This is a genomic window from Pandoraea sp. 64-18 (genome assembly GCF_001899225.1).
Taxonomy (GTDB): domain Bacteria; phylum Pseudomonadota; class Gammaproteobacteria; order Burkholderiales; family Burkholderiaceae; genus Pandoraea; species Pandoraea cepalis.
The window spans coordinates 569,088-594,842 of the sequence record NZ_MKVU01000020.1 but is presented as its reverse complement, the minus strand read 5'-3'; the positions used below and the strand labels follow the sequence as shown (position 1 = coordinate 594,842).

General features: G+C 64.1%; 26 protein-coding genes. 13 read left to right on the top strand and 13 right to left on the bottom strand.

Annotated elements, in window-relative coordinates:
• Nucleotides 1-3: 3 nt before the first annotated feature.
• The 4 genes from accB to BGP02_RS19785 form a co-directional block, all read right to left on the bottom strand.
• Nucleotides 4-465 (bottom strand): acetyl-CoA carboxylase biotin carboxyl carrier protein, encoded by a 462-nt coding sequence (gene accB, locus BGP02_RS19800; protein WP_017231508.1) that lies wholly within the window; start codon nt 463-465, stop codon nt 4-6.
• Nucleotides 466-534: 69 nt separating this feature from the next.
• Entirely contained in the window at nt 535-981 is a 447-nt protein-coding gene (aroQ, locus tag BGP02_RS19795) for a type II 3-dehydroquinate dehydratase (protein ID WP_017231507.1), read from the bottom strand.
• A 132-nt stretch (nt 982-1,113) separates the two neighbouring features.
• Nucleotides 1,114-1,638, bottom strand: coding sequence for a TlpA family protein disulfide reductase (locus tag BGP02_RS19790; RefSeq protein ID WP_017231506.1), 525 nt, complete (start codon nt 1,636-1,638; stop codon nt 1,114-1,116).
• 101 nt (nt 1,639-1,739) lie between these two features.
• Nucleotides 1,740-2,396 (bottom strand): hypothetical protein, encoded by a 657-nt coding sequence (locus tag BGP02_RS19785; protein WP_026131506.1) that lies wholly within the window; start codon nt 2,394-2,396, stop codon nt 1,740-1,742.
• Nucleotides 2,397-2,516: 120 nt separating this feature from the next.
• Here BGP02_RS19785 and mpl point away from each other — a divergent pair, with 120 nt between their 5' ends.
• The 6 genes from mpl to mtgA all read left to right on the top strand — a co-directional run bounded on the left by mpl (nt 2,517) and on the right by mtgA (nt 9,644).
• Nucleotides 2,517-3,899, top strand: coding sequence for a UDP-N-acetylmuramate:L-alanyl-gamma-D-glutamyl-meso-diaminopimelate ligase (gene mpl / locus BGP02_RS19780; protein ID WP_017231504.1), 1,383 nt, complete (start codon nt 2,517-2,519; stop codon nt 3,897-3,899).
• Nucleotides 3,900-3,948: 49 nt separating this feature from the next.
• A complete protein-coding gene (locus BGP02_RS19775; RefSeq protein ID WP_286799067.1) occupies nt 3,949-4,560 on the top strand; it encodes a YqiA/YcfP family alpha/beta fold hydrolase in 612 nt (203 codons plus the stop codon).
• A gap of 77 nt (nt 4,561-4,637) precedes the next feature.
• Nucleotides 4,638-6,857, top strand: coding sequence for a ribonuclease catalytic domain-containing protein (locus BGP02_RS19770; RefSeq protein ID WP_083902146.1), 2,220 nt, complete (start codon nt 4,638-4,640; stop codon nt 6,855-6,857).
• Nucleotides 6,851-7,810, top strand: coding sequence for an energy transducer TonB (locus BGP02_RS19765; RefSeq protein WP_017231501.1), 960 nt, complete (start codon nt 6,851-6,853; stop codon nt 7,808-7,810). The genes BGP02_RS19770 and BGP02_RS19765 overlap by 7 nt, the downstream gene beginning before the upstream one ends.
• 212 nt (nt 7,811-8,022) lie before the next feature.
• Complete coding sequence (gene aroE / locus BGP02_RS19760; protein ID WP_286799066.1) at nt 8,023-8,895, top strand: shikimate dehydrogenase; 873 nt, start codon at nt 8,023-8,025, stop codon at nt 8,893-8,895.
• Between the two features lie 8 nt (nt 8,896-8,903).
• On the top strand, nt 8,904-9,644 hold the full coding sequence (mtgA, locus tag BGP02_RS19755) for a monofunctional biosynthetic peptidoglycan transglycosylase (RefSeq protein WP_261939706.1): 741 nt from the start codon (nt 8,904-8,906) through the stop codon (nt 9,642-9,644).
• Nucleotides 9,645-9,703: 59 nt separating this feature from the next.
• Here the strand turns inward: mtgA and BGP02_RS19750 are convergent, their stop codons facing one another.
• A complete protein-coding gene (locus BGP02_RS19750; protein ID WP_017231746.1) occupies nt 9,704-10,579 on the bottom strand; it encodes a mechanosensitive ion channel family protein in 876 nt (291 codons plus the stop codon).
• A gap of 178 nt (nt 10,580-10,757) precedes the next feature.
• On the opposite strand from BGP02_RS19750, the gene pyrF reads away from it, so the two are divergent.
• Nucleotides 10,758-11,570 carry an orotidine-5'-phosphate decarboxylase gene (pyrF, locus tag BGP02_RS19745; protein WP_261939707.1) on the top strand — a complete coding sequence of 271 codons (813 nt, stop codon included), beginning with the start codon at nt 10,758-10,760 and terminating at the stop codon, nt 11,568-11,570.
• A 56-nt stretch (nt 11,571-11,626) separates the two neighbouring features.
• On the opposite strand, the gene BGP02_RS19740 is transcribed toward pyrF, so the two are convergent.
• The 3 genes from BGP02_RS19740 to thiL all read right to left on the bottom strand — a co-directional run bounded on the left by BGP02_RS19740 (nt 11,627) and on the right by thiL (nt 13,782).
• The gene (locus BGP02_RS19740) at nt 11,627-12,130 is read right to left on the bottom strand and encodes a CinA family protein (protein ID WP_017231748.1); all 504 of its coding nucleotides are present in this window, start codon (nt 12,128-12,130) and stop codon (nt 11,627-11,629) included.
• A gap of 132 nt (nt 12,131-12,262) precedes the next feature.
• The gene (locus BGP02_RS19735; RefSeq protein ID WP_017231749.1) at nt 12,263-12,784 is read right to left on the bottom strand and encodes a phosphatidylglycerophosphatase A family protein; all 522 of its coding nucleotides are present in this window, start codon (nt 12,782-12,784) and stop codon (nt 12,263-12,265) included.
• Nucleotides 12,781-13,782: a thiamine-phosphate kinase gene (gene thiL / locus BGP02_RS19730; protein ID WP_150564246.1), complete on the bottom strand. Its 1,002-nt coding sequence runs from the start codon at nt 13,780-13,782 to the stop codon at nt 12,781-12,783. The genes BGP02_RS19735 and thiL overlap by 4 nt, the downstream gene beginning before the upstream one ends.
• Nucleotides 13,783-14,213: 431 nt before the next feature.
• On the opposite strand from thiL, the gene BGP02_RS19725 reads away from it, so the two are divergent.
• The 3 genes from BGP02_RS19725 to BGP02_RS19715 all read left to right on the top strand — a co-directional run bounded on the left by BGP02_RS19725 (nt 14,214) and on the right by BGP02_RS19715 (nt 17,762).
• Entirely contained in the window at nt 14,214-16,517 is a 2,304-nt protein-coding gene (locus BGP02_RS19725) for an NADP-dependent malic enzyme (protein WP_017231751.1), read from the top strand.
• 293 nt (nt 16,518-16,810) lie between these two features.
• The gene (locus BGP02_RS19720; RefSeq protein ID WP_026131556.1) at nt 16,811-17,206 is read left to right on the top strand and encodes a guanyl-specific ribonuclease; all 396 of its coding nucleotides are present in this window, start codon (nt 16,811-16,813) and stop codon (nt 17,204-17,206) included.
• A 49-nt stretch (nt 17,207-17,255) separates the two neighbouring features.
• The gene (locus tag BGP02_RS19715) at nt 17,256-17,762 is read left to right on the top strand and encodes a barstar family protein (RefSeq protein WP_017231753.1); all 507 of its coding nucleotides are present in this window, start codon (nt 17,256-17,258) and stop codon (nt 17,760-17,762) included.
• Nucleotides 17,763-17,929: 167 nt separating this feature from the next.
• On the opposite strand, the gene BGP02_RS19710 is transcribed toward BGP02_RS19715, so the two are convergent.
• The 4 genes from BGP02_RS19710 to BGP02_RS19695 all read right to left on the bottom strand — a co-directional run bounded on the left by BGP02_RS19710 (nt 17,930) and on the right by BGP02_RS19695 (nt 20,929).
• Complete coding sequence (locus BGP02_RS19710) at nt 17,930-18,574, bottom strand: YidB family protein (RefSeq protein ID WP_017231754.1); 645 nt, start codon at nt 18,572-18,574, stop codon at nt 17,930-17,932.
• Nucleotides 18,575-18,622: 48 nt separating this feature from the next.
• Entirely contained in the window at nt 18,623-19,360 is a 738-nt protein-coding gene (locus BGP02_RS19705) for a 16S rRNA (uracil(1498)-N(3))-methyltransferase (RefSeq protein WP_286799065.1), read from the bottom strand.
• Nucleotides 19,361-19,439: 79 nt separating this feature from the next.
• Nucleotides 19,440-19,862, bottom strand: a complete 423-nt coding sequence (locus BGP02_RS19700; protein ID WP_017231756.1) for a VOC family protein — start codon at nt 19,860-19,862, stop codon at nt 19,440-19,442.
• 161 nt (nt 19,863-20,023) lie between these two features.
• The gene (locus tag BGP02_RS19695) at nt 20,024-20,929 is read right to left on the bottom strand and encodes a spermine/spermidine synthase domain-containing protein (protein ID WP_286799064.1); all 906 of its coding nucleotides are present in this window, start codon (nt 20,927-20,929) and stop codon (nt 20,024-20,026) included.
• A 199-nt stretch (nt 20,930-21,128) separates the two neighbouring features.
• Here BGP02_RS19695 and tkt point away from each other — a divergent pair, with 199 nt between their 5' ends.
• Complete coding sequence (tkt, locus tag BGP02_RS19690) at nt 21,129-23,141, top strand: transketolase (RefSeq protein ID WP_051060048.1); 2,013 nt, start codon at nt 21,129-21,131, stop codon at nt 23,139-23,141.
• 28 nt (nt 23,142-23,169) lie between these two features.
• A complete protein-coding gene (gene gap, locus BGP02_RS19685) occupies nt 23,170-24,180 on the top strand; it encodes a type I glyceraldehyde-3-phosphate dehydrogenase (RefSeq protein ID WP_286799063.1) in 1,011 nt (336 codons plus the stop codon).
• 298 nt (nt 24,181-24,478) lie between these two features.
• On the opposite strand, the gene fur is transcribed toward gap, so the two are convergent.
• Nucleotides 24,479-24,916, bottom strand: coding sequence for a ferric iron uptake transcriptional regulator (gene fur / locus BGP02_RS19680; protein WP_017231760.1), 438 nt, complete (start codon nt 24,914-24,916; stop codon nt 24,479-24,481).
• Between the two features lie 166 nt (nt 24,917-25,082).
• Between fur and BGP02_RS19675 the strand changes: the two genes are divergently transcribed.
• The gene (locus BGP02_RS19675) at nt 25,083-25,751 is read left to right on the top strand and encodes an outer membrane protein assembly factor BamE (RefSeq protein ID WP_286799062.1); all 669 of its coding nucleotides are present in this window, start codon (nt 25,083-25,085) and stop codon (nt 25,749-25,751) included.
• The last annotated feature ends 4 nt before the right edge of the window (nt 25,752-25,755 follow it).

Here is a 25,755-nt window from a genome sequence, read left to right as displayed (position 1 = left end):
GCATTAGCCGATCACGAACAGCGGTTGACCGTATTCCACGGCCTGACCGTTCTCGACGAGGATTTCCTTGATCACGCCGGTCTTGTCCGACTCGATCTCGTTGAGCAGCTTCATCGCTTCGATGATGCACAGCGTCTGGCCTTCCTTGACCGAGTCGCCGACCTGCGCAAACGGATCGGCGCCCGGCGACGGGGCGCGGTAGAAGGTACCGACCATCGGCGACGTGACGATGTGACCTTGCGGCAGGACCGGGGCAACCGGTGCCGGTGCGGCGGGCGCTGCCGCCGGCGCTTGCGCGGCAACCTGCGGGTAGGCTGCCGGCATGGCCATCTGCATCGGGGCGGCGATCAGTTGGGGCGGCGCCTTGACGATGCGGACCTTGCCTTCGCCTTCGGTGACTTCGAGTTCGGAAATACCCGATTCGGCCACGAGGTCGATCAACGTCTTGAGTTTGCGCAAATCCATGAAGGAAGCTCCTTAATTCGGTATCGACGCGGGGGCACCCCCCGCGAGGGGAAATAGGGGATGAGACGGCTACCCGCCGGCGAGTCGCCGCAGGGCAAATTCGAGTGCGAAGGTGTAGCCGCGCCAGCCCAGGCCGCAGATCACGCCTTGCGCAATATCGGAAAAGTACGAGTGATGCCGAAAGGCCTCACGGGCATGGACGTTCGAGAGATGCACCTCGACGAACGGAATGCCCACGCCGGCCAGCGCGTCGCGCATCGCCACGCTGGTATGCGTGTAGGCGGCAGGGTTGATGACGATGAAGTCGATCGACGCGTCGCGTGCCGCCTGAATCCGGTCAACCAGTGCGCCTTCGTGATTGCTCTGGAATGTCGTCACCTCAGCACCTGCCGCCTTGGCTTGCGCCTCGAGCGCCGCGTCGATGTCGGCCAGCGTCGTACGACCGTACACCGCCGGCTCGCGAGTACCGAGCAGGTTGAGATTGGGACCGTGGAGCACAAGAATGCGGTGAGGCATCGGCGAATCAAATTTCACGAAATTGGGCGCAATTAAACGCCAGTTGGTGGATTTTGTCCAGTGGGGTGAAAATGAAGCCCCGTCGGTCACGTCTGGCGGGACTTCCCGCGCGCCCGGCTGGACGGCGCGATGTCAGCGCGTCGGCCTGAGGGCCGAGCGCACTTCATCCGACGTAATACGGCCGAGCTTCTGGTAGTGCAAGCGGCCTTGAGGATCAACCACGACGGTATACGGTAGCGCGCCCGCCTTGTTGCCCAGTGCGCGGGCGAGGTCGGTGCCTGCGTAGCCCGCCACGAGGAGCGGGTAATCAACCTTCACCTTTTGCTCGAACGCGATCATGTTCGGGGCAGTATCAATGCCGATTCCTACGAATTGGACGTTTTTTCCCTTGAATTCACTCGAAAGTGCTTGGAGATCGGGCATTTCCTCCACGCAGGGCCCGCACCATGGAGCCCAGAAGTTGATGACCAGCGTTTTGCCACGCCATTGCGAGATGGCCTGCTCGTTGCCCGCCAAGTCAGGAAGCCGCGTGGCGAGCAGTTGGGCGACAGCGGCATCGGGCGCGTTTGCAGGCGCCTGGTTTCGATGGCCGAACCAAAAGCCGGCCGCCAGCCCCACGAGCGCCAGAATCAGCAGAGGAACGATGCGTTTTACCATGATGGATGGGGCGGAAGTGGCGGGAAATAGACGTTAGACGGATGGCAATTACGGAGAATGGCGACAGGTTGATGGGCATGTTGCCGACATTCGGGCGAAGGTCAGTGGTTGGATGCCTGCTCCATGGCCTCGGCGCCGTCGATCAGTGTGCTCAGGCCGTGCGCATCGACGCGCACGGGGCGGCCATTCCCGTCGGTGGCCTTGAGTGCGCCGCGCATGTCGTCGAGGGAATACAAGGACAGGTGCACGCCGGCGGGTTCGCCGCGCTGCCCCCGCTCGCGCCACAGGAAACTCAGCGTCTCGACCATGCCGCGACCATTGAAGTGGCGACTTTCCGAGACCTCGTAATCGATACCCCGGTTCAACAGATCGATGGCGACTTCCTTTGGATTGTCGCAAAATGCCTGCAAATAGATATCAGATAGTGACGTTGCCGTGCCGTTGTACACGGCACCAGTAATATAAGGCCGGTAGCGCGCCAGTGCCGTCATGACCGTCAGCGCGACCTGACGCAAATGCGCCAGCTCAGCCGGCTGCGTGTCCGAGAGGAACGTCTGCACGTACTCGCGGACTTCCGTTTCGATTTGGTCGTTATCCGGCAGCAATTCACCCGCAATCCGCGCCTCGCCGGTCACTTGCTTCGCCGCCTTGCGTTTCGCGGTGGCATAGTCAGCGCCCTCCTCGGCGATGAGGCGGGCGGCCACCAGAGCGATTTCTTCGCGCAGGCGTTGGGCGTCGGACCAGGATTTGCGTGTCATGCGCACGATGATACCCGAAAGGCATTGCGCTTCCCGCCGCAGGTACAATGGTGATTCTGGCTGTTCGGCCTCCCCCATTTCCCGCACGGGTTCGGCCCGTCCTCACCTCGCTCCCCATCCATGCATATTCATATTCTTGGCATCTGCGGCACGTTCATGGGCGGTCTCGCGGTGCTCGCCCGGCAGGCCGGTCACACCGTCACCGGTTGCGATGCGAACGTCTATCCGCCGATGAGCACCCAGCTCGAAGCGCAGGGCATTCGGCTGATCGAAGGGTTTGACGCCGATCAGGTCTCGCTCAAACCCGACCTGTTCGTCATCGGTAACGTGGTGTCGCGCGGCAACCCGCTGATGGAAGAGATCCTCAATCGGAATCTGCCGTACACGTCGGGCCCGCAATGGCTCGGCGAGCACGTGCTGTCGAAGAAGTGGGTGTTGGCCGTGGCGGGAACGCATGGGAAGACGACGACGACATCGATGCTCGCCTGGATTCTCGAAGACGCGGGCTACCAACCGGGCTTCCTGGTCGGCGGTGTGCCGATGAACTTCGGCATCTCGGCGCGACTGACCGACAGCGACTTCTTCGTGATCGAGGCCGACGAATACGATACGGCGTTCTTCGACAAGCGCTCCAAGTTCGTTCATTACCATCCGCGCACCGCGATCCTGAATAATCTTGAGTTCGATCACGCCGATATCTTCCCCGATCTGACAGCGATCGAGACGCAATTCCACCATCTGGTGCGCACCGTGCCGGGCCAGGGCCGCCTTATCGTCAATGGTCGTGAGGCTGCGCTTGAGCGCGTGCTGGCGCGCGGCTGCTGGAGCGAGGTGGAGCGCTTCGGTGTGGCCGACGGCTGGCATGTCGCCCAGGCGAACGACACACTCGCGGCGGGGCAAGAGGCGTTCTGGGCCCACCATGGGGCGATGGCCGCCGGGGAAGTGAAGTGGTCGCTGCAGGGCGAGCACAACCGGATGAACGCGCTGGCGGCGTTGGCGGCCGCACGGCACGTGGGTGTGCCGCCGGAGCAGGGGGCGGCGTCGCTGGGCAAGTTCCAGAATGTGAAGCGTCGTATGGAGGTGCGCGGCGAAGCGGCCGGCGCCACTGTTTACGACGATTTTGCGCACCATCCGACCGCCATTCAGACGACGCTGGCCGGACTGCGACGCCGCGCCGGCACCGCCCGCATTCTGGCGGTGCTCGAGCCGCGCTCGAATACGATGAAGCTGGGCGTGATGAAGGCGCAATTGCCGGCCAGCCTTGCCGATGCCGACCTGGTGTTCGGCTACGGCGCGCCGTCCGGGAAGGACGCCCTCGGCTGGAATCTGACCGAGGCGCTCGCTCCGCTCGGCGCGCGTGCGCAGGCGTTCAGCGACATCGACGGACTGGTGCGCGCGGTGAGCGCGGCAGCGCGTCCGGGGGACCAGATCGTGGTGATGAGCAACGGCGGCTTCGGCGGCATTCACCAGAAATTGCTCGATGCACTGGCGGCGCGCGCCTGATTTGCACGCCTTGGTGTCCGGGTACTGACCAGCTTTTATCGGGGCTCACATGATTCTCTATTTGCACGGCTTCCGTTCGTCGCCGCGCTCCTTCAAGGCGCAATTGATGGCCGCGCGCATGCACCGCCTCGGCCTGGGGCGCGAGTGGGCTTGCCCGCAATTGCCGCCGTCGCCGCTGGCCGCGGTCGTCGACGCGCAGCGTCTGCTCACCGGCGTGAAGGCCGACGAGTTGACCATCGTGGGCAGCTCGCTGGGCGGCTATTACGCCACGTATCTGGCCGAGAAGCTCGGTTGCCGCGCGGTGCTGCTCAACCCGGCCACGCGCCCGTACGACGATCTGGGCAAGTGGCTCGGCGAGCAGCCGATGTGGCATGGCGGCGGCACTATCGTCGTTGAGCCGCGTCACCTGGACGAGCTGCGCATGATCGACGTGGCCCACATCACGCGTCCCGAGCGCTACTACCTTGTGGCCGCGACCGGCGACCAGACCCTCGACTACCGAGACATGGTGGCGAAGTTTCCGGGGGCGAAGCTCACGGTGATCGACGGCAGCGACCACGGCATTTCCGATTTCGCCAACTATATGGACGACGTGCTGCGCTTCGCCGGCATCGACGTTCCCCCCTCGCCCGGTGCCGCCGGTCCGTTCGCGGGCGAATAACGCGTTTGCCCCTTCCGCCCTAAACCGCCGCAGGTTGGCGGGCTACAATGTCGCCTATTGCGATCGATGGCTGTTTCATGAATATTTTTTTTGAGGAATCCGGCGGCTTCAAGGCTGGCACGGTGTTGTCGCAGCAAGGTGAGTCGTACCAGGTGGAGCTGCCCGGTGGACGCCGCAGCAAGATCAAGGGGCGCGACGTGCTGCTGCGTTTCGAGTCGCCGTCGCCCGCGGAGCTGATGACGCAGGCGCAGGCCGCCGCACAGGACATCGACATGAGTTTCCTGTGGGAATGCGCGCCTGCCGAGGAGTTCGCGTTCCCGGTGCTCGCTGCCGAGTATTTCGGCGAAGGCGCCGGCGTTGCGCAACAGGCCGGGCTCGCGCTGGCGCTGCAGGCTTCGCCAGTGTACTTCCGCCGAAAAGGCCGCGGTCAGTACCAACGCGCGCCGGAGGAACAACTGCAGGCCGCGCTCGCGGGACTCGCCCGCAAGCAACAGCAGGCGGAATTGCAGGCCGTGTATGCCGATCAACTGATCGCCGGCACGCTGCCCGACGCGCTCAAGGGCAAGGAACTGCTGTTGCTGTTCCGTCCCGACAAGAACACCATCGAGTGGAAGGCGCTCGACGCCGCCGCCATGGCGCTGGGCAAGACGCACGCCGAGGTGATGCTCGCCTGCGGCGGCATTTCGTCGCCGCGCGCGTATCACGAGGCGGCGTTCCTCTACGAACACTTCCCGCGCGGCACCGGCTTCCCGGAACTCGGGCCGATCCCGGTACCCGGCGACGACTTGCCGCTGGCCGACGTGCAGGCGTTCTCCATCGACGATTCGACGACGACCGAGATCGACGACGCCCTCTCGGTGCAGGTACTGCCCGATGGGCTGTTGCGTGTCGGCATCCACATTGCGGCGCCGGCACTCGGCATTACGCGGGGTGACGCCATTGATGAGATCGCGCGCGCGCGTCTGTCGACGGTCTATGCGCCGGGCGAAAAGATCACGATGCTCCCCGATGCGATAGTCGAGGCGTACACGCTTGCCGAGGGCGGCGCGCGTCCGGCACTGTCGCTGTATGTCGTGGTCAAGGCTGACACGTACGAAATCGTGGCGACGGAAACGCATGCCGAGCGGGTGCCGATCTCGGCAAACCTGCGTCACAACGAACTCGACGCGATCATCACGGCCGAGACGCTGGCCGATGGCAGCGGCGAGTATCCGCACAAGGAAGCGCTGCGGCTGTTGTGGCCGTTCGCGCAGTCGCTCTACGAGAAACGTCAGGCCGCGCGCGTGGGTTATGGCCTGCGTCCGGAAGTGCAGAACAAGACCGACTTCAATTTCTACGTCGAAGGCGAGCAGGTCACGATCAAGCAGCGTATGCGCGGCGCGCCGCTGGACCTGATCGTCGCCGAGATGGCGATTCTCGCGAACAGCCGGTGGGGACGCCTGCTGGCCGAGTGCGGCGTGCCCGGCATCTACCGCGCGCAGCGTGCTTACGGCGTGAATCGCACGCGCATGCAGACATCGCCGGCGCCGCACGAAGGTCTGGGTGTCGAGCAATACGCATGGAGCACCTCGCCGCTGCGTCGCTATGTGGATCTGGTCAACCAGTGGCAGTTGCTTGCGTGCGTGCGTCACGGCGTGACGGCCAAGCTGGCGGCACCCTTCAAGCCCAAGGATGCCGACCTGTACGTGACCGTGTCGAGCTTCGAAGCCGCCTATGCGGCTTATGCCGAGCACCAGAGCCGGATGGAGCGCTACTGGTGCCTGCGCTGGTTGATTCAGGAGAACAAGTCGCAGGTCCAGGCGAGCGTGCTCAAGGGTGACACCGTGCGCCTGAACGATATTCCGCTGACGCTGATCGTTCTGGGGCTTGGCCCGCACGCGCGCGGTACGCAGATCATGCTCGACGTGCTCTCGCTCGATGTCGTCACGCTCAGCATCTCGGTACGTGTCGCGCAGGTGTTGGGCGCCAGCCAGAACGGACTGGGCGAAGACGATGACGAAGGCGCCGGCGGTGCAGGAGACGGCGGTGGGGGGCACGATGGAGGCGATGGGGCCGAAGGTGGCGACGACGCGGGAGGGGCCGACGATGCCGATGGCGCCAACGATGCGGAGGGGGCGAACGATACCGAAAGCGACGGCCGCGACGAAAGCCAGGGTGACGACGACGTCGCCTCGGCCTTGGCCGACGTCACCGCCGCGGCGTCGCACACCGTTGATGTTGCGTCCGGCACTTCGTCGCTTGCTGCCGCGCTGATGGTGGCGGGGGGGCGCGACGCGTCTCCCGGTTCGGCGTGCTGAAACCCGCTCTCGCGGCAGGCAACCTGCGCGCGGCGCGCCGCCGCGGCGGGTCGCTGATGCGCGAGCATCCGCTTGCCACGGGCCTGGCATTTTCCGCGCTGGTCCACCTGCTCGCGCTGGCGGTGCATTTCGTCGCGCCCGACAGTTTCCGACTGCATAGTGCGGACACGCCGCTCGATGTCGTCCTCGTCAACGCGAAGTCGGCCAACGCCCCCGACAAGGCCACGGCGCTCGCGCAGGCCAACCTCGTGGGCGGCGGCGAGCACGACGGCGAGCGTGCGACATCACCGCTGCCGTCACGCGCGCTCGATCGCGACGGCGCGCCCATCGCGCAAATCCAGCGCAACGTGAGCGAACTGGAAGCGACGCAGGAAAAGCTGCTGACGCAACTGCGCAATCAATACGCCGCCACGCCGGCGTCGCAGCGGCATCGCGCCGACGCGCCGCAGCGCGGGCAAGGACTCGACGATCAGAACGTCGACCAGAAGATCGCCCGTCTGCAGGCGGAAATCGACAAGCAGTTGCGCGCTTATCAGACCCGTCCGAAACGCGGCCAGGTCACAGCCAATACCCGTGAAGTGGCGTATGCGCGCTATTTCGACACGCTGCGTCATCGCGTAGAGCGCTACGGCACGGAGCATTTTCCCCAGATCGGCAACGAGCGTCTCTATGGCGAGCTGATCGTCACGCTTAACGTCAATCAGCGGGGCGGGCTCGGCTATCACAAGGACGGCTGGAATGTCGCGGGCGTGGAAGTCACGCGAAGCTCTGGCAATCGCGATCTCGACCGCCGCGCGGTGGCGATCGTACAGGCCAGTGCGCCGTTTGGCGACTTCTCGCCCGAGATGCGGCAGCGCTATGACATTCTCGAGATCGTGACGCGGATGACCTTCTCGCGCCAGGGGGTGCAGGCCGAGACGCTTGCGTCACCGTCGGTCGCCGCGGCGCGGTAGGGCGCCACGGGCGAATCGTCGGCAAACGCCCGAAGCCACAGGGACGCTGCGTGTACTATTCGATGACATTCGCGCGGTTTGTCGGCAACGTGATATGAAGGTTTCCGGCGACCGATGCCTGCCGAGTCACGGCAAAACACCGTATCTGATGCACGTGGACGCAAGTAATTGCGGCGCCTGGGCGAAAGCCAGGCGCCGCGTCTTTGACAACGATGACAAACCAAACGCCCTCCGGGGAACTGCAGGCCGATCGCTACGCCGTGATCGGTCATCCCGTCGAACACAGCCAGTCGCCGTTCATTCACGCCGAGTTCGCGCGCGAAACCGGCCAGCATCTCACCTATGAGCGCCTGCTCGCGCCGCTCGATGGGTTTGCCGCCACCGTGCGCACCTTTATCGACAACGGTGCTCGCGGGGCCAACGTCACCGTCCCGTTCAAGCTCGAGGCCCACGCGTTGGCGGATCGTCTGACCGAACGCGCGCAGGCGGCGGGCGCCGTCAACACGCTGGTGTTCGACGCGCGGGGCATCACGGGCGACAACACTGACGGCGTGGGGCTCGTGCGCGATATCGAGGGGCCGCTGGGCGTATCGCTCAAGGGCCGGCGCGTGTTGCTGCTCGGCGCAGGCGGTGCGTCGCGCGGGGCAATGTTGCCGCTGATCGAGGCGGGGCCGGCGGCGCTGTTTGTCGCCAATCGCACGGCCGCGCGCGCCGACGAACTCGTCGCACGGTTCGCCAACGCCGCTGAGCGCCGTGGCGTGGCGCTCGCCGGTGGCGGATGGGACGCGGTCCCCGCGGCGTTCGATGTCGTCATTAACGCCACGGCCGGTAGCCTTCAAGGCGACGTACCGCCGCTGCCTGCGGGCGTCTATGCGGAAGGGGCGCTTGCCTATGACATGATGTACGGCGCGCAGCCAACGGTGTTCATGACGCACGCATTGGCGGCCGGGGCGACGCGCGCGGCCGACGGTCTCGGCATGCTCGTCGAGCAGGCGGCCGAAGCGTTCGCGGTGTGGCGCGGCGTGCGGCCGTCGACCGATGCCGTGCGAACCGCCTTGCGCGCCCGGCTCGCAGCGAAAGGTTGACGTTGCCGATGGCTGCGCCGCGACGCGCTTCGCGCACGACTCGCCATCGCCGCTGGGGGGCGTGGCAGTGGACAGCCTACGTTGTCACGTTGGTCTTCGTGGGCGTGCTTGCCACGCAGCTCTATTACTTCGTGCAGATTGGCTGGTGGGTGCGTTTCGATCCGTCGTCGACGGCGTTTATGCGCGCGGCCGCCGCGCGATTGCATGAAACGGATCCGACGGCGACGCTCAAGCACCAATGGGTGCCGTACGACCAGATTTCGCGACATCTGAAGCGCGCCATCATCGCGAGCGAGGACGCGAACTTCGTCAATCACGATGGCTTCGAGATCGACGCGATGCTCGGCGCATGGGAGAAGAATCAGAAGAAGGGGCGCATCGTCGCGGGCGGCTCGACCCTCTCCCAGCAACTGGCGAAGAATCTGTTCCTGTCGAGCGAGCGAAGTTACCTGCGCAAGGCCGAAGAATTGAGCATCACGTGGATGCTCGAGTTCTGGATGACGAAGCAGCGGATCTTCGAGATCTATCTCAATTCGGTGGAGTGGGGCGAGGGCGTGTTCGGCGCGGAAGCTGCGGCACGGCACTACTACGGCATTCCGGCCTCGAAGCTCTCCGCTTGGCAGGCGGCGCGGCTGGCGGTGATGTTGCCGCGTCCGCGCTACTTCGATGCCCATCGCAATTCGCCGTACCTTGCGCAACGCGCCGGCGTGATCGCGCGTCGCATGGGGGCGGCGGAGTTGCCACAATAGGCGGATAGCCCCCCGCGCGTGGACTGTCGCACGACGAGCACGCGCGGGCGTGTGTGGGGCTAGTGTCGCGAGGGGGCCGCGTCCGGTATCGGCTGTGCTGGCACGTGCATGACAGTGCGCGTCGGATACGGGAGTGAGCAACCCACGGCCTCGACCGTCTCCTTGACGCCGCGCTGGAGGTCCCAATAGAGGCCCCAGTAGTTACCCAGCAATGACCATACCCGCACGTTCACAATCACGGCGTTGTCGCTGACCTGCTTGACCATGATTTCCGGTGCCGGCTTGTCGAGCACTCGCGCGTCTTCTGCCACGTGGGCGCGCAGTGCTGTCATGGCGGCATCGAGATCGTCGTCGAGCGCGATGCCCACGGTGACCTCCATACGACGCGTGGCGTTGCGGCTGAAGTTCGTGATCGGCTGGCCCCAGATCTGGTTGTTCGGCACGCAGACGTAGATGCCGTCGGCATTTGTGAGCGTGGTGGTGAACAGGCCGATTTCATCGACGGTGCCGGCCACCGACGCGCCGGCCGTAATGTAGTCGCCGTTGCGGAACGGGCGCAGCACCAGCAGCATCGTACCCGCCGCAATATTCTGCAACGTGCCTTGCAGGGCCAGCCCGATGGCCAGGCCTGCCGCGCCGAGCACCGCGATGATGCTGGCGGTCTGCACACCGAATTGAGCGAGCACGGCAACGAGCGTGATGATGCGCACCGACCAGAGCGCGATCGACTCGATGAGCGGTTTGAGCGTTGCGTCGAAGTGGGGCGAACGGCTCAACGTTCGGTGTACGAAGCGCGCCAGTCGCTTCGCGATCCAGAAGCCGATCAACAGAATCAACACGGCCTGTACGAGCGACAGACCGTAGCGGACGGCGTTGGCCGCGAGAAAGCCCATCACGGCGTCGAAGGACGCGAGCGGGGGGGTAACCTCAGTCATATGGGGGTTCTCCGTGTTGATGGGGGCCCGAGAGCACCGATATCAAGATTGACGCGAAGCGCGCGGATTGGTTCGACCGGCGCGCGGAGCAGGTAAAATGTCGGCCTTGCTGGAAGGAATCAGTCTCGAATCACCCGCCGTCGGAATACCGCCGCCGGAACCCCGCCGGAACCCCGTCATGACATTCACCGAAGTACTTAACGCGGCCTGGACGCGCAACAATTCTCTGCTTTGCGTGGGCCTGGATCCCGAGCCGTCGCGCATTCCCGCGCATCTGCAAGCGCAGCCAGACGCGATTTTCGAGTTCTGCCGCCAGATTGTGGATGCTACCGCCCCCTACGCGTGTGCATTCAAGCCGCAGATCGCCTATTTCGCTGCGCATCGCGCCGAGGAGCAGCTCGAACGGCTGATCGCCCATATCCACGCCGATCATCCGGGCCTGCCAGTGATTCTGGACGCCAAGCGTGGCGACATCGGCAGCACCGCCGAGCAGTATGCGCGCGAAGCGTTCGAGCGCTATCGTGCCGACGCCGTGACGGTGAATCCCTACATGGGCTTCGATTCGCTGGAGCCGTATCTGGCGCATGCCGAGAAGGGTGTCGTCGTGCTGTGCCGTACGTCGAACCCGGGCGGCAGCGATCTGCAATTCCTCGATGTCGATGGCAAGCCGCTGTATCAGACGGTGGCGCGCCTGGCCGCGGGGCCGTGGAATACGAGCGGGCAGATCAGCCTGGTGGTGGGTGCGACGTTCCCGGCAGAAATCGCTGCCGTGCGCAGCATCGTCGGCGACATGCCGCTGCTGATTCCCGGCGTGGGCGCTCAGGGCGGGGACGTCGAAGCGACGGTCAAAGCCGGTCGCACCGCGAACGGGACGGGCATGATGATCAACTCGTCGCGTGCCATCATCTACGCCGGTCGCGACGAGCACTTCGCCGCGGCGGCTGCCGCCGCTGCGCAAAACACGCGCGACAGCATCAACGCCTATCGCTGATCGGTCCGCGTGCCGATGCGCGGATCGTCGTCAAACGTCGCAGGGCGGCGCGACGATTACGTCTCGGCCTGGTCGAGGAATTCGATGACGCCGCGCAGCGCGTGCTGTGCGGCCTGACTGCGCACCTGTGTGCGATCGCCCTTGAAGCGCTTCGTCTCGACGAGGGTCGTGACGCGGTTGCTCCACGCGAAGCACACCATACCCACCGGTTTTTCGGGCGACCCGCCGCCCGGGCCGGCCACGCCGGTGATCGACAGCGAGATCTGTGCACGACTGTTCAGCAGTGCGCCTTCGGCCATCGCACGTGCCACCGGTTCGCTCACGGCACCGTGCTTGTCGATCAATTCAGGCGGAACGCCGATCATTTCGGACTTGGCTTGGTTCGAATACGTCACGAAGCCACGCTCGAACCATTGGCTGCTACCGGAAACGTCGGTGATTGCTGCCGCAACGAGGCCGCCGGTGCATGACTCGGCCGTGGTCAGCATCAGGCGTTCGTCACGCAGACGATTGCCGACTTTGACCGACAGTTGGGCCAGAAGATTTTGTTCGGAGACCACGGGACGACGCCTTCAATAAGTCAATGCAACGAATAGGTCACGGGTATCGGTGCGCGTACCCGCGGGAACGGCGCCAGCGAGGCACCCGTCATGATGCGGCTTGCGCCATCGCGCGGCGGCAAGCCCGGTCGATCAGATCGAGCGCCACAGCGCAATGACGAGCAGCGTGCAAAAGGCGGCGACGAGATCGTCCAGCATGATGCCGAGGCCACCCTTGACCGTGCGGTCGAAATATCGGATCGGCGGCGGCTTGACGGCGTCGAAGAATCGGAACAGCACGAAGGCCACCAATTGGCCGACAAAGCTCGCCGGCGTAATGAGCAGCAGCACGATCCAGAACGCGACAATCTCGTCCCAGACGACGGGGCTCGGATCCGATGTGCCAAGCTTGCGCGCTGTGTAGGCGCAGATCCAGATGCCGCCAACGATGGACGCGACGATCAGCACGCCCCATCCCGTGACCGTCAGGTACAGATTGAGCACCAGATACGATGCCCATCCGAAAAGCGTGCCCACGGTGCCCGGCGCGAACGCCGACAGGCCCGTGCCAAAGCCGAGCGAAAAGAGGTGGGCAGGGTGCGACAGCAGGAACCGCGAGTTCGGCCGGCGCGGGCCGCTGCCCGAGTTGACGGCGGCCGGTTGATCAGTGCTCATTGGAAATGGTCGAAACTTTTGAAATCGGCAGCGACGGACGCGCCAGTCTTGTCCTGGAGGTGCAGCCGGGCGAGGCGCGCGTCGGGAAGCGCTATTGTACCGATACGCGTGAGGCGTATGCCGAGTTCGTTGCCGATCGCCTCGATATGCGGCCGTTGCGCACGGTCGGCGCAGAAGCCCAGTTGATAGTCGTCGCCGCCCGCCAGCGCACACATTCTCTGAATCACCGGCGTTTGCGCGGCCAGCAGGTCGGAGCACGGTACATCGTCGACGTTCACCGTCGCGCTCACACCGGAGCGCTCCAGGATATGGCCGAGGTCGCCCAGCAGCCCATCGGAGATGTCGAGGGCGGCGCGCGCCACGCCGCGCAGCGCCAGTCCGAGCGTCACCTGCGGCTCGGGCCAGTCCAGCGCGCGGCGCGCGAGGGCGAGATCGACGTCCGACAAGGTCCATTCCCCACGTATCGCACCGAGCGCCAGCCGGGCATCGCCGAGGGTGCCGGAGACCCAGATGTCGTCGCCGGGCTGCGCGGCGTCGCGGCGCAACGCCTGGGCGCCGGGCACACTGCCGAAGACCGTCACACAAAGATTGCGTGGGCCGCGCGTGGTGTCGCCGCCGACAAGCGGGCAGGCGTAACGGTCGGCCAACGCCGACAGGCCCTCGGCAAAGGGCGCGAGCCAGGCCGGGTCGCTGTCGGGCAGGGCAATCGCCAATGTGAAGCCCATGGGCCGCGCGCCCATGGCCGCGAGATCCGACAGATTGACGGCAAGGGTCTTGTGACCGAGCGCGCGCGGGTCGACGTCGGCAAAAAAGTGGCGGCCCTCCACGAGCATGTCGGTCGAAATCGCGAGCTGCTCGCCGGTGGGGGGACGCAGCAACGCGCAGTCGTCTCCGATGCCGAGCGTCACATGCTCGCCCGGCCGGGTAGCGTGGGCGAAGAAGCGGTCGATCAGCGAGAACTCGGACAGCGGTGGAGTTGAGGCAGACGTCAGGGTCATGAGCAACGGCGCGGTTGCCCGCCTTGACCGGGCGCATCGCGTTGCGGGACCACTCCGGTGCAACGCGTGACGCCAGGGAGCATTAGGCGGTGGGCAATAAGTAAAGGGCTGCGGTGATGCACAGGCAAGCCCCTATTCTAAGAGGCGACCCGGGCTTTCCCAAGCGAACAAAGCACGGACGCCCGGAATTCAGACGGATTCCCATGCCCGTCTCGGATCCCCCCCACGGGGCTAGACGTCCGTGGTTCGAAAAGGCGGGCGATGGTGCAGCGCAGCGTTGAAATCGCCAGGAATTTTGGCCACTATCGGCGGGGAAGCCGTACCGCGCAGGTGCAGCCCCTATTCGCTTTTTGCATAAGTGGCGTGAATAAATGGGGCTACAATTTGCACTGAAAATCCGACCCCATTTTGTTCGTCAAGAGCCTCCCCTCATGCCCACGCCGATCGATCCGAAACTGCGCGAAGCTGCGCTCGAGTATCACGAATTCCCCACGCCCGGCAAAATCGCCATCGCGCCGACCAAGCAGTTGCTCAACCAGCGCGATCTGGCGCTGGCGTATTCGCCGGGCGTTGCCGCCGCGTGTGAGGAGATCGTCGTCGACCCGCTCAATGCATCGCGCTACACGGCGCGCGGCAATCTGGTCGGCGTGATCACGAACGGCACGGCCGTGCTGGGTCTGGGTGATATCGGCCCGCTGGCATCCAAGCCGGTGATGGAAGGCAAGGGCGTGTTGTTCAAGAAATTCGCCAATATCGACGTGTTCGATATCGAAATCGACGAGAAAGACCCCGAAAAGCTCGTCGACATCATTGCGGCGCTGGAGCCGACCTTCGGCGCCATCAACCTCGAAGATATCAAGGCGCCCGAGTGCTTCATCGTGGAGCGCAAGTTGCGCGAGCGCATGAAGATTCCGGTCTTCCACGACGATCAGCACGGCACGGCCATTGTGGTGGCCGCGGCGCTGATCAACGGCCTGAAGGTCGTCGGCAAGGATCTGAAGTCCGTGAAGGTGGTGACGTCCGGCGCGGGCGCTGCCGCGCTTGCGTGCCTGGACCTGCTCGTCGACATGGGGCTGTCCATCGAGAACATCTGGGTGACGGACCTGGCGGGGGTGGTGTACGAGGGCCGCACCGAATTGATGGATCCGGAGAAAATCCGGTTCTCGCAAAAGACTGATGCGCGCGGGCTGGCCGACGTGATTGGCGGCGCCGACGTGTTCCTCGGGCTGTCGGCTGCCGGCGTGCTGAAGCCGGAAATGGTCAAGACGATGGCCGACAAACCGCTGATCTTCGCGCTGGCCAACCCGAATCCAGAGATCACACCGGAACTGGCGAAGGAAGTGCGTCCGGATTGCGTGATGGCGACGGGCCGCACCGATTACCCGAATCAGGTCAACAACGTCCTTTGCTTTCCGTTCATCTTCCGCGGTGCGATCGATGTTGGCGCCACGACGATCACGCGCTCGATGGAAATCGCGGCGGTGAATGCGCTGGCGGAATTGGCGCGTCAGGAGCAGAGCGATATCGTGGCGTCGGCCTACGGGATCAAAAACCTGTCGTTCGGCCCCGACTATCTGATTCCGAAACCGTTCGATCCGCGTCTGCTGGTCAAGGTCGCGACCGCGGTGGCCGAAGCGGCGATGGCCGCCGGTGTCGCCACGCGTCCCCTCGCGGATGTGGATGCCTATGCGCAATCGCTCCAGCAGTTCGTGTACCACAGCGGCGGTCTGATGAAGCCGCTGTTCTCTGTTGCGCGCAGCGTGCCTGCGAACATGAAACGCATTGCGTTTGCCGAGGGCGAAGAGGAGCGCGTGCTGCGTGCCGTACAGGTGCTTGTGGATGAACGTGTCGCCACGCCGATCCTGGTGGGGCGCCCGGCCGTGATCGAGCACCGCGTGCAGCAATATGGCCTGCGCCTGACACCGGGTGTCGACTTCACCGTCGTGAACCCGGAGCACGACGAGCGCTATCGCGATTACTGGGAAACGTATCACCAGCTGACGAACCGCAAGGGCGTGACGGCGTCTTATGCGCGCGTCGAGATGCGTCGCCGCACGACCCTGATTGCCGCCATGTTGGTGCGCAAGGGCGAAGCGGACGGTATGATTTGCGGCACGGTGTCGACACCGGGCCGTCATCTGCACTTCATCGATCGCGTGATCGGCAAGCGGGCCGGGGGGCATGTCTATGCGGCGATGAACGCCCTGATTTTGCCGAACCGGCAGATTTTCCTGGTCGATACGCACATCAATCAGGATCCGAGCGCAGAGGAACTGGCCGAAATCACGCTGATGGCCGCCGAGGAGATTCGCCGCTTCGGTATCCAGCCGAAGGTGGCCTTGTTGTCGCATTCGAACTTCGGTACCAGCGACGCCGCGTGCGCCCGCAAGATGCGCGAAACGCTGGCGATCCTGCAGGAACGTGCGCCCGATCTGGAAGTTGACGGCGAAATGCACGGCGACTGCGCACTAGACCCGGAACTGCGCGCACGCATCATGCCGGAATCGACGCTGACCGGTGCTGCGAACCTGCTCATCATGCCGAATATCGACGCCGCGAACATTGCGTACAATCTGCTCAAGACGGCGGCGGGCAATAACGTGGCGATCGGGCCAATCCTGCTGGGCGCTGCCAAGCCGGTGCATATCCTGACCGAGTCGGCCACGGTGCGACGCATCATCAACATGGTGGCGCTGGTGGTGGCCGATGCGGCGGCGCAACAACAGGCGCGTTGACGTCTGGCGAGCGCGCGGCGGTTCGCCACCGTTCGACACATGTTAACGACAAATCGCCGCCCCCTTTTGGGGGCGGCGATTTGCATTCCGGCGAGACATTTTGCACGCTCACACCGTCATGTGTGCGCTCACTCTCTTTAAAATCCTTTATTTTCAATAATTTGTCGCGTTGTTTCGTTGCAAAATGTAAGCCGACATTGATTCTCTGGACCAATAGCGATAACCTTACGGCTTCAACCACCAGAACAAGCCCGCGGCGCAATACGACGTCGGGCGACAGGCTAGCTATGACCATGGCACGTTGGCTTCACCGGAGCATCGTGGCGCTGACGGCGGCTGGTAGTGTGTTTCTGTGGTCCAATGCTGTGGCGCGCGAAACCGCGCCATACGTCACGGGTTCAACGGTCACAGTGTCCGTTGCCGAGTTGCCTCGCGAAGCGCAGCGCACGCTGACGCTGATTGCCCAGGGCGGGCCGTTCCCCTACGCCAAAGACGGCGTTGTGTTCGGGAACTACGAAAAGCAGCTGCCCAAAATGCGGCGTGGCTATTACCATGAATACACGGTGCCGACCCCCGGTGCCCGCAATCGGGGCGCCAGGCGCATCATCTGTGGCGGGGACCAGCGGGCGGTCGATCCTTGTTACTACACACAAGATCACTACAACAGCTTTAGACGCATAAGGGAATGACAGCAGTATGAGTGAGCCGGTTTTCGCACAGGAACGCGGGAAAGATCGTATGGCAGATCCATTCGGTGCGGGCGAGGGCAACTTGTTCAAGCAGGTGCTGGGCCTGCATGCTGTCGCGCGGGCCGGCCGCCGCCATACCTTATCGGAAGAGGGAGATATGAGTCTTTTCAAGACCGTCAGGCCGAATATCGTGCAGTCGATCCGCGCATTCCGCGTGCCGGAATTGGCCGCAGAGGCCGAGCGACTCGGGCAGCACTTCCTCTACGCCAATTGTTCGCAGGCGCAGAGCAAGGCCGAGGTGCTGGAGACGATCGCCACGTCGTTCCTGTTTCCCAAGCATTTCGGAAAGAATTACGACGCCTTGCACGATTGTCTGACCGATCTGGTGCATCACGCAGGCCCGCAGCCTGGTTTTGTCGTCGTGCTCGAGGGATTGCCGGTGGCGACGAAGTTCGATAAGGACGGTCGCGAAACCCTGCTGGACGTGTTCCGCGATGCCGCCGAGTTCTGGGCTGAGCGTCGTATCACGTTCCGCGTCTTTTACTCGTTTGCCTGACGGACCACCAAGCGAATCGTCGGTGAGTGACCTCGGAAACATCGTCTGACGTCACCGGTCTCGCCCCGACGCGAACATGCGTCACGTCAACCTCACGAAAAAGGTCCGCATTGCGGACCTTTTTACGTTTTCAGCCGGCGATTATCGGATTCCTGGATGGCCTTGCCTCAGCCGGTCCGTCCACCGAGGAATTGCTGGGCGAGGCTTGCCAGGTCGAGATGGCCTTGCGGTAGATCACCGTTCGGTGTGAGGTGATTGACCACCTCGGGCAGCAGCGACGACAGTTGCTGTGCGGCCTCATCCGGGCTGACGCCCGCCGAATCGGCCAGTTGCTGCAGATGTCCTCCCGGGCCAAGCGCCTGGGCCACCTGATCGGCCGACACTGGCTGATTGCTGCCGGTGCCGACCCACGAGCGCATCGCATCGCCCAGGCCGCCATTTTCCAGCACCTGCGTCAGTCCGCCCAGTCCGCCGAGCGCGCCCACCAGGTCGCCAGGGGACGTCGCGGGGTTGCCGGCGGCATCCTGCTGCGGTGCTTGTCCTCCGCCCAGCAGCCCGCCCAGCAAACCGCCAAGACCGCCGGCACCACCGCCGCCCGCCGCCGCACCGCCCAGCATCCCGCTGAGTGCGCCCCCCAACGAGCCAATCAGGTCGCCGCCCTGACCGCCCTGTGCCTGCGCGTTGCCGGAACGGTTGGCGATCATCGCCAGCAAACCCATCAGCAGCAACATCTTGGTATTGCCGCCGCTACCGCTACCGCCATCGGCCGAATTGCCAGAAATGCCGCCGAGAATGGAATCCAGGATACCCATGGGATGACTCCTTTAGGCTTGTGAAGCCAATGTGCAAATCGTCGAGGCTTACCAACCGCCCCAGCGCGCGGCCAATGCCGCGAGGACCGCGATGCCCGCCGTTTCCGTTCGCAAGATGCGTTCGCCCAGGCGAATCGCCATAAAACCGGCCTCCCGCGCGAGGGATTCTTCGTGCGGTGCCAGTCCGCCTTCCGGGCCGAACAGCAAAACGCCTGGCTGAGACGGTGCGTGCAGCGGCAGCGAGTCGAAACCGCTGTCCGCTCTGGGTGACAATAGCACACGCCATCCGTCGTCTGTCACCGCGCCTTGCTCGCGCAGCCAAGCGCCGATCGGGCGAATCGGCAGGACGCGTGGCACGCGATTTCGGCCGCATTGCTCGCAAGCGGCCTGTGCCAGCGCCTGCCAATGCGCAACGCGCTTCGCCGCACGTTCCCCGTCGAGCCGGATCACCGAGCGTTCGGTGATCAGCGGCTGAATGTCCGCCACGCCTAGCTCGATGGCCTTTTCTATCAGCCAGTCCATCTTGTCGCCGCCGGCGATGCCCTGTGCCAGGGTGACGCGGTACGGCGTCTCCACCTCGCGCACCTCCCGTTCGCCGAGTTGCGCCGTGGCGTGGCGCTTTTCCAGCGTCGTGAGCACGGCCGGATATTGGCCGCCCGTGCCGTCGAAAAGCGTGAGCGCATCGCCGATCTTCAGGCGCAATACCTGAGCGTGACGCACCACCGTCTCGGGAAGATCAAGCAGTGCGCCGGCGTGCAGCGGCACATCGATAAAGAAGCGAGGCATACGGACGGGAGTCGAAAGGGCGCGGTCGGGCGTGGCGCCGGGGACAGAAGCATACCCCAACGTCAGAGGGAGAAGCGGCTCAGCTTCGCGGAGCGACGGGGCGGGCGAAGCCCCAGCGATAGCCGTCCGGGTCTTCCAGTTGGCAAAAGCGGTCGCCCCAGAATTGGTCGCTGGGAGGCGTTAGCCCCTTCGCGCCGGCGGCGGTCGCCTGCGCGTATAGTGCATCGACGTCTTCCGTATAGACATAGAAGCTCTGCGACGCCTCCACACCGGAGGTGCGCGGCGTGCGCGCGGTGCTCGCGAACGCGCCCTCGGGGGCGAACATCACGATCAATTGCCCTTGATAAAACATTTCGACGTGCATGACGATGCCGTCGTCGTTCACCATGTCATGCACCGAGAAGCCGAACGCCTGCGCATAGAACGTCGCCGCCGCCTTGGCGTCGCGCACGGTCAGGTAGGGCGTCAACCACGGCACATGGGCGGGGCGGGGATCGGGCATGACGGTGCTCCGGTATGAGCGTCGGCTGTGGGTAAAGCAGTCTCGTCCTGACGCACGAATACGCGAACGGCCCGCCGCCAACGGTTGCGATGAGTTTTCAATATACAAGGAATGCGGGCTTGATTCACTTGCGTCGCGTCATCTCGTCGTCGCGCGGTTGGTTATCGATCGCCGAGGACGGCCATCAGTTCCGGCGGGATGTCGAAAAGCGCGGCACGCCGGGCCGGCGCATAGTGGCGCAGGGATTCTCGCGATAGCAGAGCCTGCGTGGCCGCGGTTGCATCGCTGCCACGCACGTCGAGCGAATCGCTGGCGAACGCGAGCGCCCACAACGTGCCGTACAGCGGCACATACGTGGTTATCGGTTGGACAAATTTGAACACCGAGCGCAGGGCATCGAGCATGCGCGCGACTTGATCGGCTTCGAACCATGGCGCCCCCAGTTGCAGGGCGATAGCGCCGCGTGGGCCGAGTAGTGCGCGGAGTTTGGCGAAGAACGGTGCGCCATGCAGCGTGGCCGCCTCGCCGTCAGCGTCGGTCAGGTCGAAAATCACGGCGTCGAACGCTTCTCCGCGAGCCAGCGCGGCGTCGACGAGATCCCGGGCGTCGCCGATGACAAGCGTGGTGCGCGGATCGTCGAATGCGCCGTCCGCCAACGTCGGCATGTACTTCAGGATCGTCGCAGGCACCTGGGCATCGAGTTCGGCGACGACAACCTCGCGCACGCTCGCGTGACGCAAGGCTTCGCGCGCCGAGCCGCCATCCCCCCCGCCAAGCACCAACACGCGCTGGGCGTTACCGTGCGCAAGCAAGAGCGGATGCACCATGCATTCGTGGCAGATATGCGCATCGGCGAGCGAAGCCATGAACCGGCCGTCGAGTCGATAGGCCCGCCCAAGTGCCCCGAATGCCGGCAAATCCACGACCTCGATGCGCTGATAGGCCGACGTGGCGGCGAATACCGGGCGCGCGGCGAACGTATAACTGGCCCAAGGCCCAAGCGGCGCCGTGCACGGGCGCAATGCGGCGGTCGACAGGTCGTCGCTGATGTCACGTTTGGCGGGCATTGGCGAGGCAACTTCCTCTAATGGGTGGCGATCATGCCTGTTCTTTGCATGATTCCACGTTCCCGTCATTTGGGGAAGTTCGCCGCGAGCGACCCGGGCAACGGCCGTATCTGGTAAAATCTTGGACTTTATTCCGCATTCGAATTTCGCGCGGCAGCTCGCGGCAACGGGGGCACGCCCGCTCTTCCGGCTGTTCACCATGACGAACTCCTCTTCTGCTACGCCTGCGCTGATGGCCTCTGCCATTCGCGTCCTCTCCATGGACGCGGTCCAACAGGCCAACTCCGGTCACCCTGGCGCGCCGATGGGCATGGCCGATATCGCGGTCGCTCTCTGGGGCCGTCACCTCAAGCACAACCCCGTCAACCCGCATTGGTTCGATCGCGACCGCTTCGTGCTGTCGAATGGCCACGGCTCGATGCTCATCTATTCGTTGCTGCATCTGACGGGCTATGACCTGCCGATCGAAGAGCTCAAGCACTTCCGCCAACTGCACAGCAAGACGCCGGGGCACCCGGAAGTGGGCGTCACGCCGGGCATCGAGACGACCACGGGCCCGCTGGGTCAGGGCATCACCAACGCGGTGGGCTTCGCGCTGGCCGAGGCCCTGCTCGCCAAGGAATTCAACCGCCCGGGTAACGATATCGTCGACCACTACACGTACGCGTTCCTCGGCGACGGCTGCCTGATGGAAGGCATCTCGCACGAAGCGTGTTCGCTCGCGGGAACGCTGCGTCTGAATAAGCTCATCGCGCTGTACGACGATAACGGCATCTCGATCGACGGCGACGTTGAATACTGGTTTGCCGACGACACACCGAAGCGCTTCGAAGCCTATGGCTGGAACGTGATTCGCGACATCGACGGCCACGATGTCGACGCGGTCGACGCCGCCATCGCCCAGGCCAAGACCTCGGATCGTCCGACGCTGATCTGCTGCAAGACGCTGATCGGCAAGGGCGCGCCGAACAAGCAGGGCGGTCACGATGTGCATGGTGCGCCGTTGGGCGCCGACGAAATCGCCGCCACGCGCGCGTCGCTCGGTTGGCACCTGCCGCCGTTCGAGCTGCCGGCCGATGTCTACACCGCATGGGATGCCAAGGTCGCCGGTCAGCGTGCCGAAGGCGAATGGAACGAGCGCTTTGCCGCCTACCGCAGCCAGTTCCCGGCAGAGGCTGCCGAATTTGAGCGTCGCATGAAGGGTGAGCTGCCCGGCGACTTCAAGTCGGCCGCCGCCGCGTTCATCGCCAAGACCAACGAGAAGGGCGAGACGGTCGCCACGCGCAAGGCCTCGCAGCTTGCGATCGAAGGTCTGGCCGCCGTATTGCCGGAGTTCCTGGGTGGCTCGGCCGACCTGACCGGCTCGAACCTCACGAATTGGAAGGCCAGCAAGGCGGTGCGCGCCAACGCGGAAGGCGTGCAGTTTGGCAATCACATCAACTACGGCGTGCGCGAGTTCGGCATGAGCGCCATCATGAACGGCATGGCGCTGCATGGCGGCTACATCCCGTTCGGTGGAACGTTCCTGACGTTCTCGGACTACAGCCGCAATGCGCTGCGTATGGCGGCGCTGATGAAGCTGCGCTCGATCTTCGTGTTCACGCACGACTCGATCGGCCTGGGTGAAGACGGTCCGACGCACCAGTCCGTCGAGCACGTCTCGAGCCTGCGCCTGATCCCGCAGATGGACGTGTGGCGTCCCTGCGATACGACGGAGACGGCAGTCGCCTGGGTGGCGGCCGTCGAACGTCACGATGGTCCGTCGAGCCTGGTGCTCAGCCGTCAGAACCTGCCGTTCGTCTCGCGCGACGATGCGCAGATTGCCGATATCCGTCGTGGCGGCTATGTGCTGCGCGACGTGGCGAATCCGCAGATCGTGCTGATCGCGACCGGCTCGGAAATCGAGCTGGCGCTCAAGGGCGCCGAGGCGTTGGCTGCCGAGGGCATCGCGGCGCGTGTCGTGTCGATGCCGTCGGCCAATGTGTTCGACCGTCAGGACAAGGCGTATCGCGAGCGTGTGCTGCCGCGCGGTGTGTCGCGCGTGGCGATCGAAGCCGGCGTGACGGCGTATTGGCATAAGTACGTCGGCCTGGAAGGCGGCGTGGTCGGCATCGACACCTTCGGCGAGTCGGCCCCGGCCGGCGTGCTGTTCAAACACTTCGGCTTCACCGTCGACCACGTGGTCGCGACGGTCAAGTCCGTGCTTGGCTGATTTCGTTAGACCTTACGGAGAAACCCCCATGACCATTCGCGTCGCTATCAACGGCTACGGCCGTATCGGCCGCAACGTGCTGCGTGCCCATTATGAAGGTGGTAAGAAGCACGACATCGAAATCGTCGCCATCAACGATCTCGGCAATACGCAGACGAACGCTCACCTGACGCAATACGATACGGCGCACGGCAAGTTCCCGGGCACGGTGTCGGTCGACGGCGATTTCATGATCGTCAACGGCGACAAGATTCGCGTGCTGGCCAACCGCAACCCGGCCGAACTGCCGTGGGGCGAGCTGGGCGTGGATGTCGTGCTTGAGTGCACGGGCTTCTTCACGACGAAGGAAAAGGCCGGCGCTCACCTGAAGGGCGGCGCGAAGAAGGTCATTATCTCGGCGCCGGGCGGCAAGGATGTCGACGCCACGATCGTGTTCGGCGTGAACGAAGGCGTGCTCAAGTCGACCGACACGGTCATCTCGAACGCATCGTGCACCACGAACTGCCTGGCGCCGCTGGTCAAGCCGCTGCACGAGAAAATCGGTCTGGAAACGGGTCTGATGACGACGGTGCACGCCTACACCAACGACCAGGTGCTGACGGACGTCTATCACGAAGACCTGCGTCGCGCGCGCTCGGCCACGATGAGCATGATCCCGACCAAGACGGGCGCCGCGTCGGCCGTCGGTCTGGTGTTGCCGGAACTCAATGGCAAGCTCGACGGTTACGCCATTCGCGTTCCGACGATCAACGTGTCGATCGTCGACCTGTCGTTCGTTGCCAAGCGCGACACGACGGTTGACGAAGTCAACGCGATTCTGAAGGAAGCAGCCGAGGGGTCGCTCAAGGCCATCGCAACGTACAACACGGCACCGCTGGTGTCGGTCGACTTCAACCACAACCCGGCCTCGTCGAACTTCGACGGTACACTGACCAAGGTGTCGGGCCGCCTCGTGAAGGTCGGCTCGTGGTACGACAACGAGTGGGGCTTCTCGAACCGCATGCTCGACACGACCGTTGCACTCATGTCGGCGAAGTAATCGCGTTTGACGTCCAGTCGTAAAAAAGCCGCTGTCGTGAGACAGCGGCTTTTTCGTTGGTGCGCTACGTCGTGAGGGATGCCGGTGTTTAGGCGATAACCGCAGCTATTTCGGGCTGCGCGTACCCATCCGCAACGCTTAATGCGCTGGCACCATGGTGGTGGCATCGATTGCAGTCTCTCATCGCTGCTTACGGGGTGTTTGCCGACGATGCGTAGCCGTGCTCAGCGCTTCAAGACCCGAAGCTAGGGGGAATCCCATAATGTCTTCATCAGAAGACATTATGCCAAAACAACGCTTAATTCTTTTGGCGATGCGGGCAGGGGTTTTTCGTGCAGCTCCCGTACATCGCGAGCGAGTGGTCCTGGAGCGCGAAGCCACGTTCCTTGGCGATCATTTTCTGGCGGCGTTCGATCTCGGCGTCGAAGAACTCTTCGACACGCCCGCAGTCGAGGCACACGAGGTGATCGTGGTGGTGGCCTTCGTTGAGCTCGAAAACGGCCTTGCCGGACTCAAAGTTGCTGCGCGACAATAGGCCCGCTTGCTCGAACTGCGTCAGGACACGGTACACCGTGGCCAGACCGATATCGAGGTTTTCGTTGAGCAGATGACGATAGACGTCTTCGGCGGTTAAATGGTGCACCTCGCTCTCGCTGTTCTGGAAAATCTCCAGAATTTTGAGGCGCGGAAGCGTGGCTTTCAGTCCGATATTTTTCAGATCGGCGGGATTCGGCATCGCTCTACGTCCCTAGAGTACAATACAGCCGCAATAATAATGCCTTTTTGCCTTGCCCGGGCGCAAACCAGGGCAATCGGGACGGTTTGTGCCGTCAACGGGGGCGATGTGGCGGCGCGCCCGGCGTGCCGGATTCAAGGTCGATTTTTTTGAAAGCGAGTCAGATTTGCGTCGTTATCTCTCCCTTCCGCTCTCCGTCTGCGCTGCAGCGGCATTCCTGGCCCTGGCCGGTTGCTCGACGTATGACAGCGTGACCGACAAAGTGATCGGCGTGGTCACGCCGTATCGAATCAACATCGTTCAAGGCAACTTCGTCTCGAAAGAGGCCTATGAGCAGCTCAAAGCCGGCATGACGCGCGATCAGGTCCGTCAACTGCTCGGCACGCCGCTGCTCACGGACATCTTCCACGCGAATCGCTGGGACTATGTCTTCTATTTCAAGCGCGGCAATGCGTCGGTGGTTCAGGAGCGTCACCTGAAGGTGTACTTCGACGGCGACACGCTGGCGCGCTGGGAAGGCGGAGAAAATCTGCCGACCGAATATCAGTTGGTGCAGGAAATCGATGGTCAGAAGGGCAAGACCGTAAAGACCGACGCCTCGGCCCCGTCGACGGCGAGTGCCGCGACCGCGGAGACTGCCGCGCCCGCCGCGTCCGACGTCGCGGCCGTGTCGACCGCTGCGGCGGCTACCGCTTCCGAACCGGCCCCTGCGTCCAACGCACAGTCCACCGCTGGCGACAGCGCTTCGGGCAGTGCGACGACGGCCACGGGCACGGGGCTTGTCCCGTCGCCGCGGGTGACTTCCGGCGGTGGCCTGTTCTCGATGCCCAAGTAAGCTG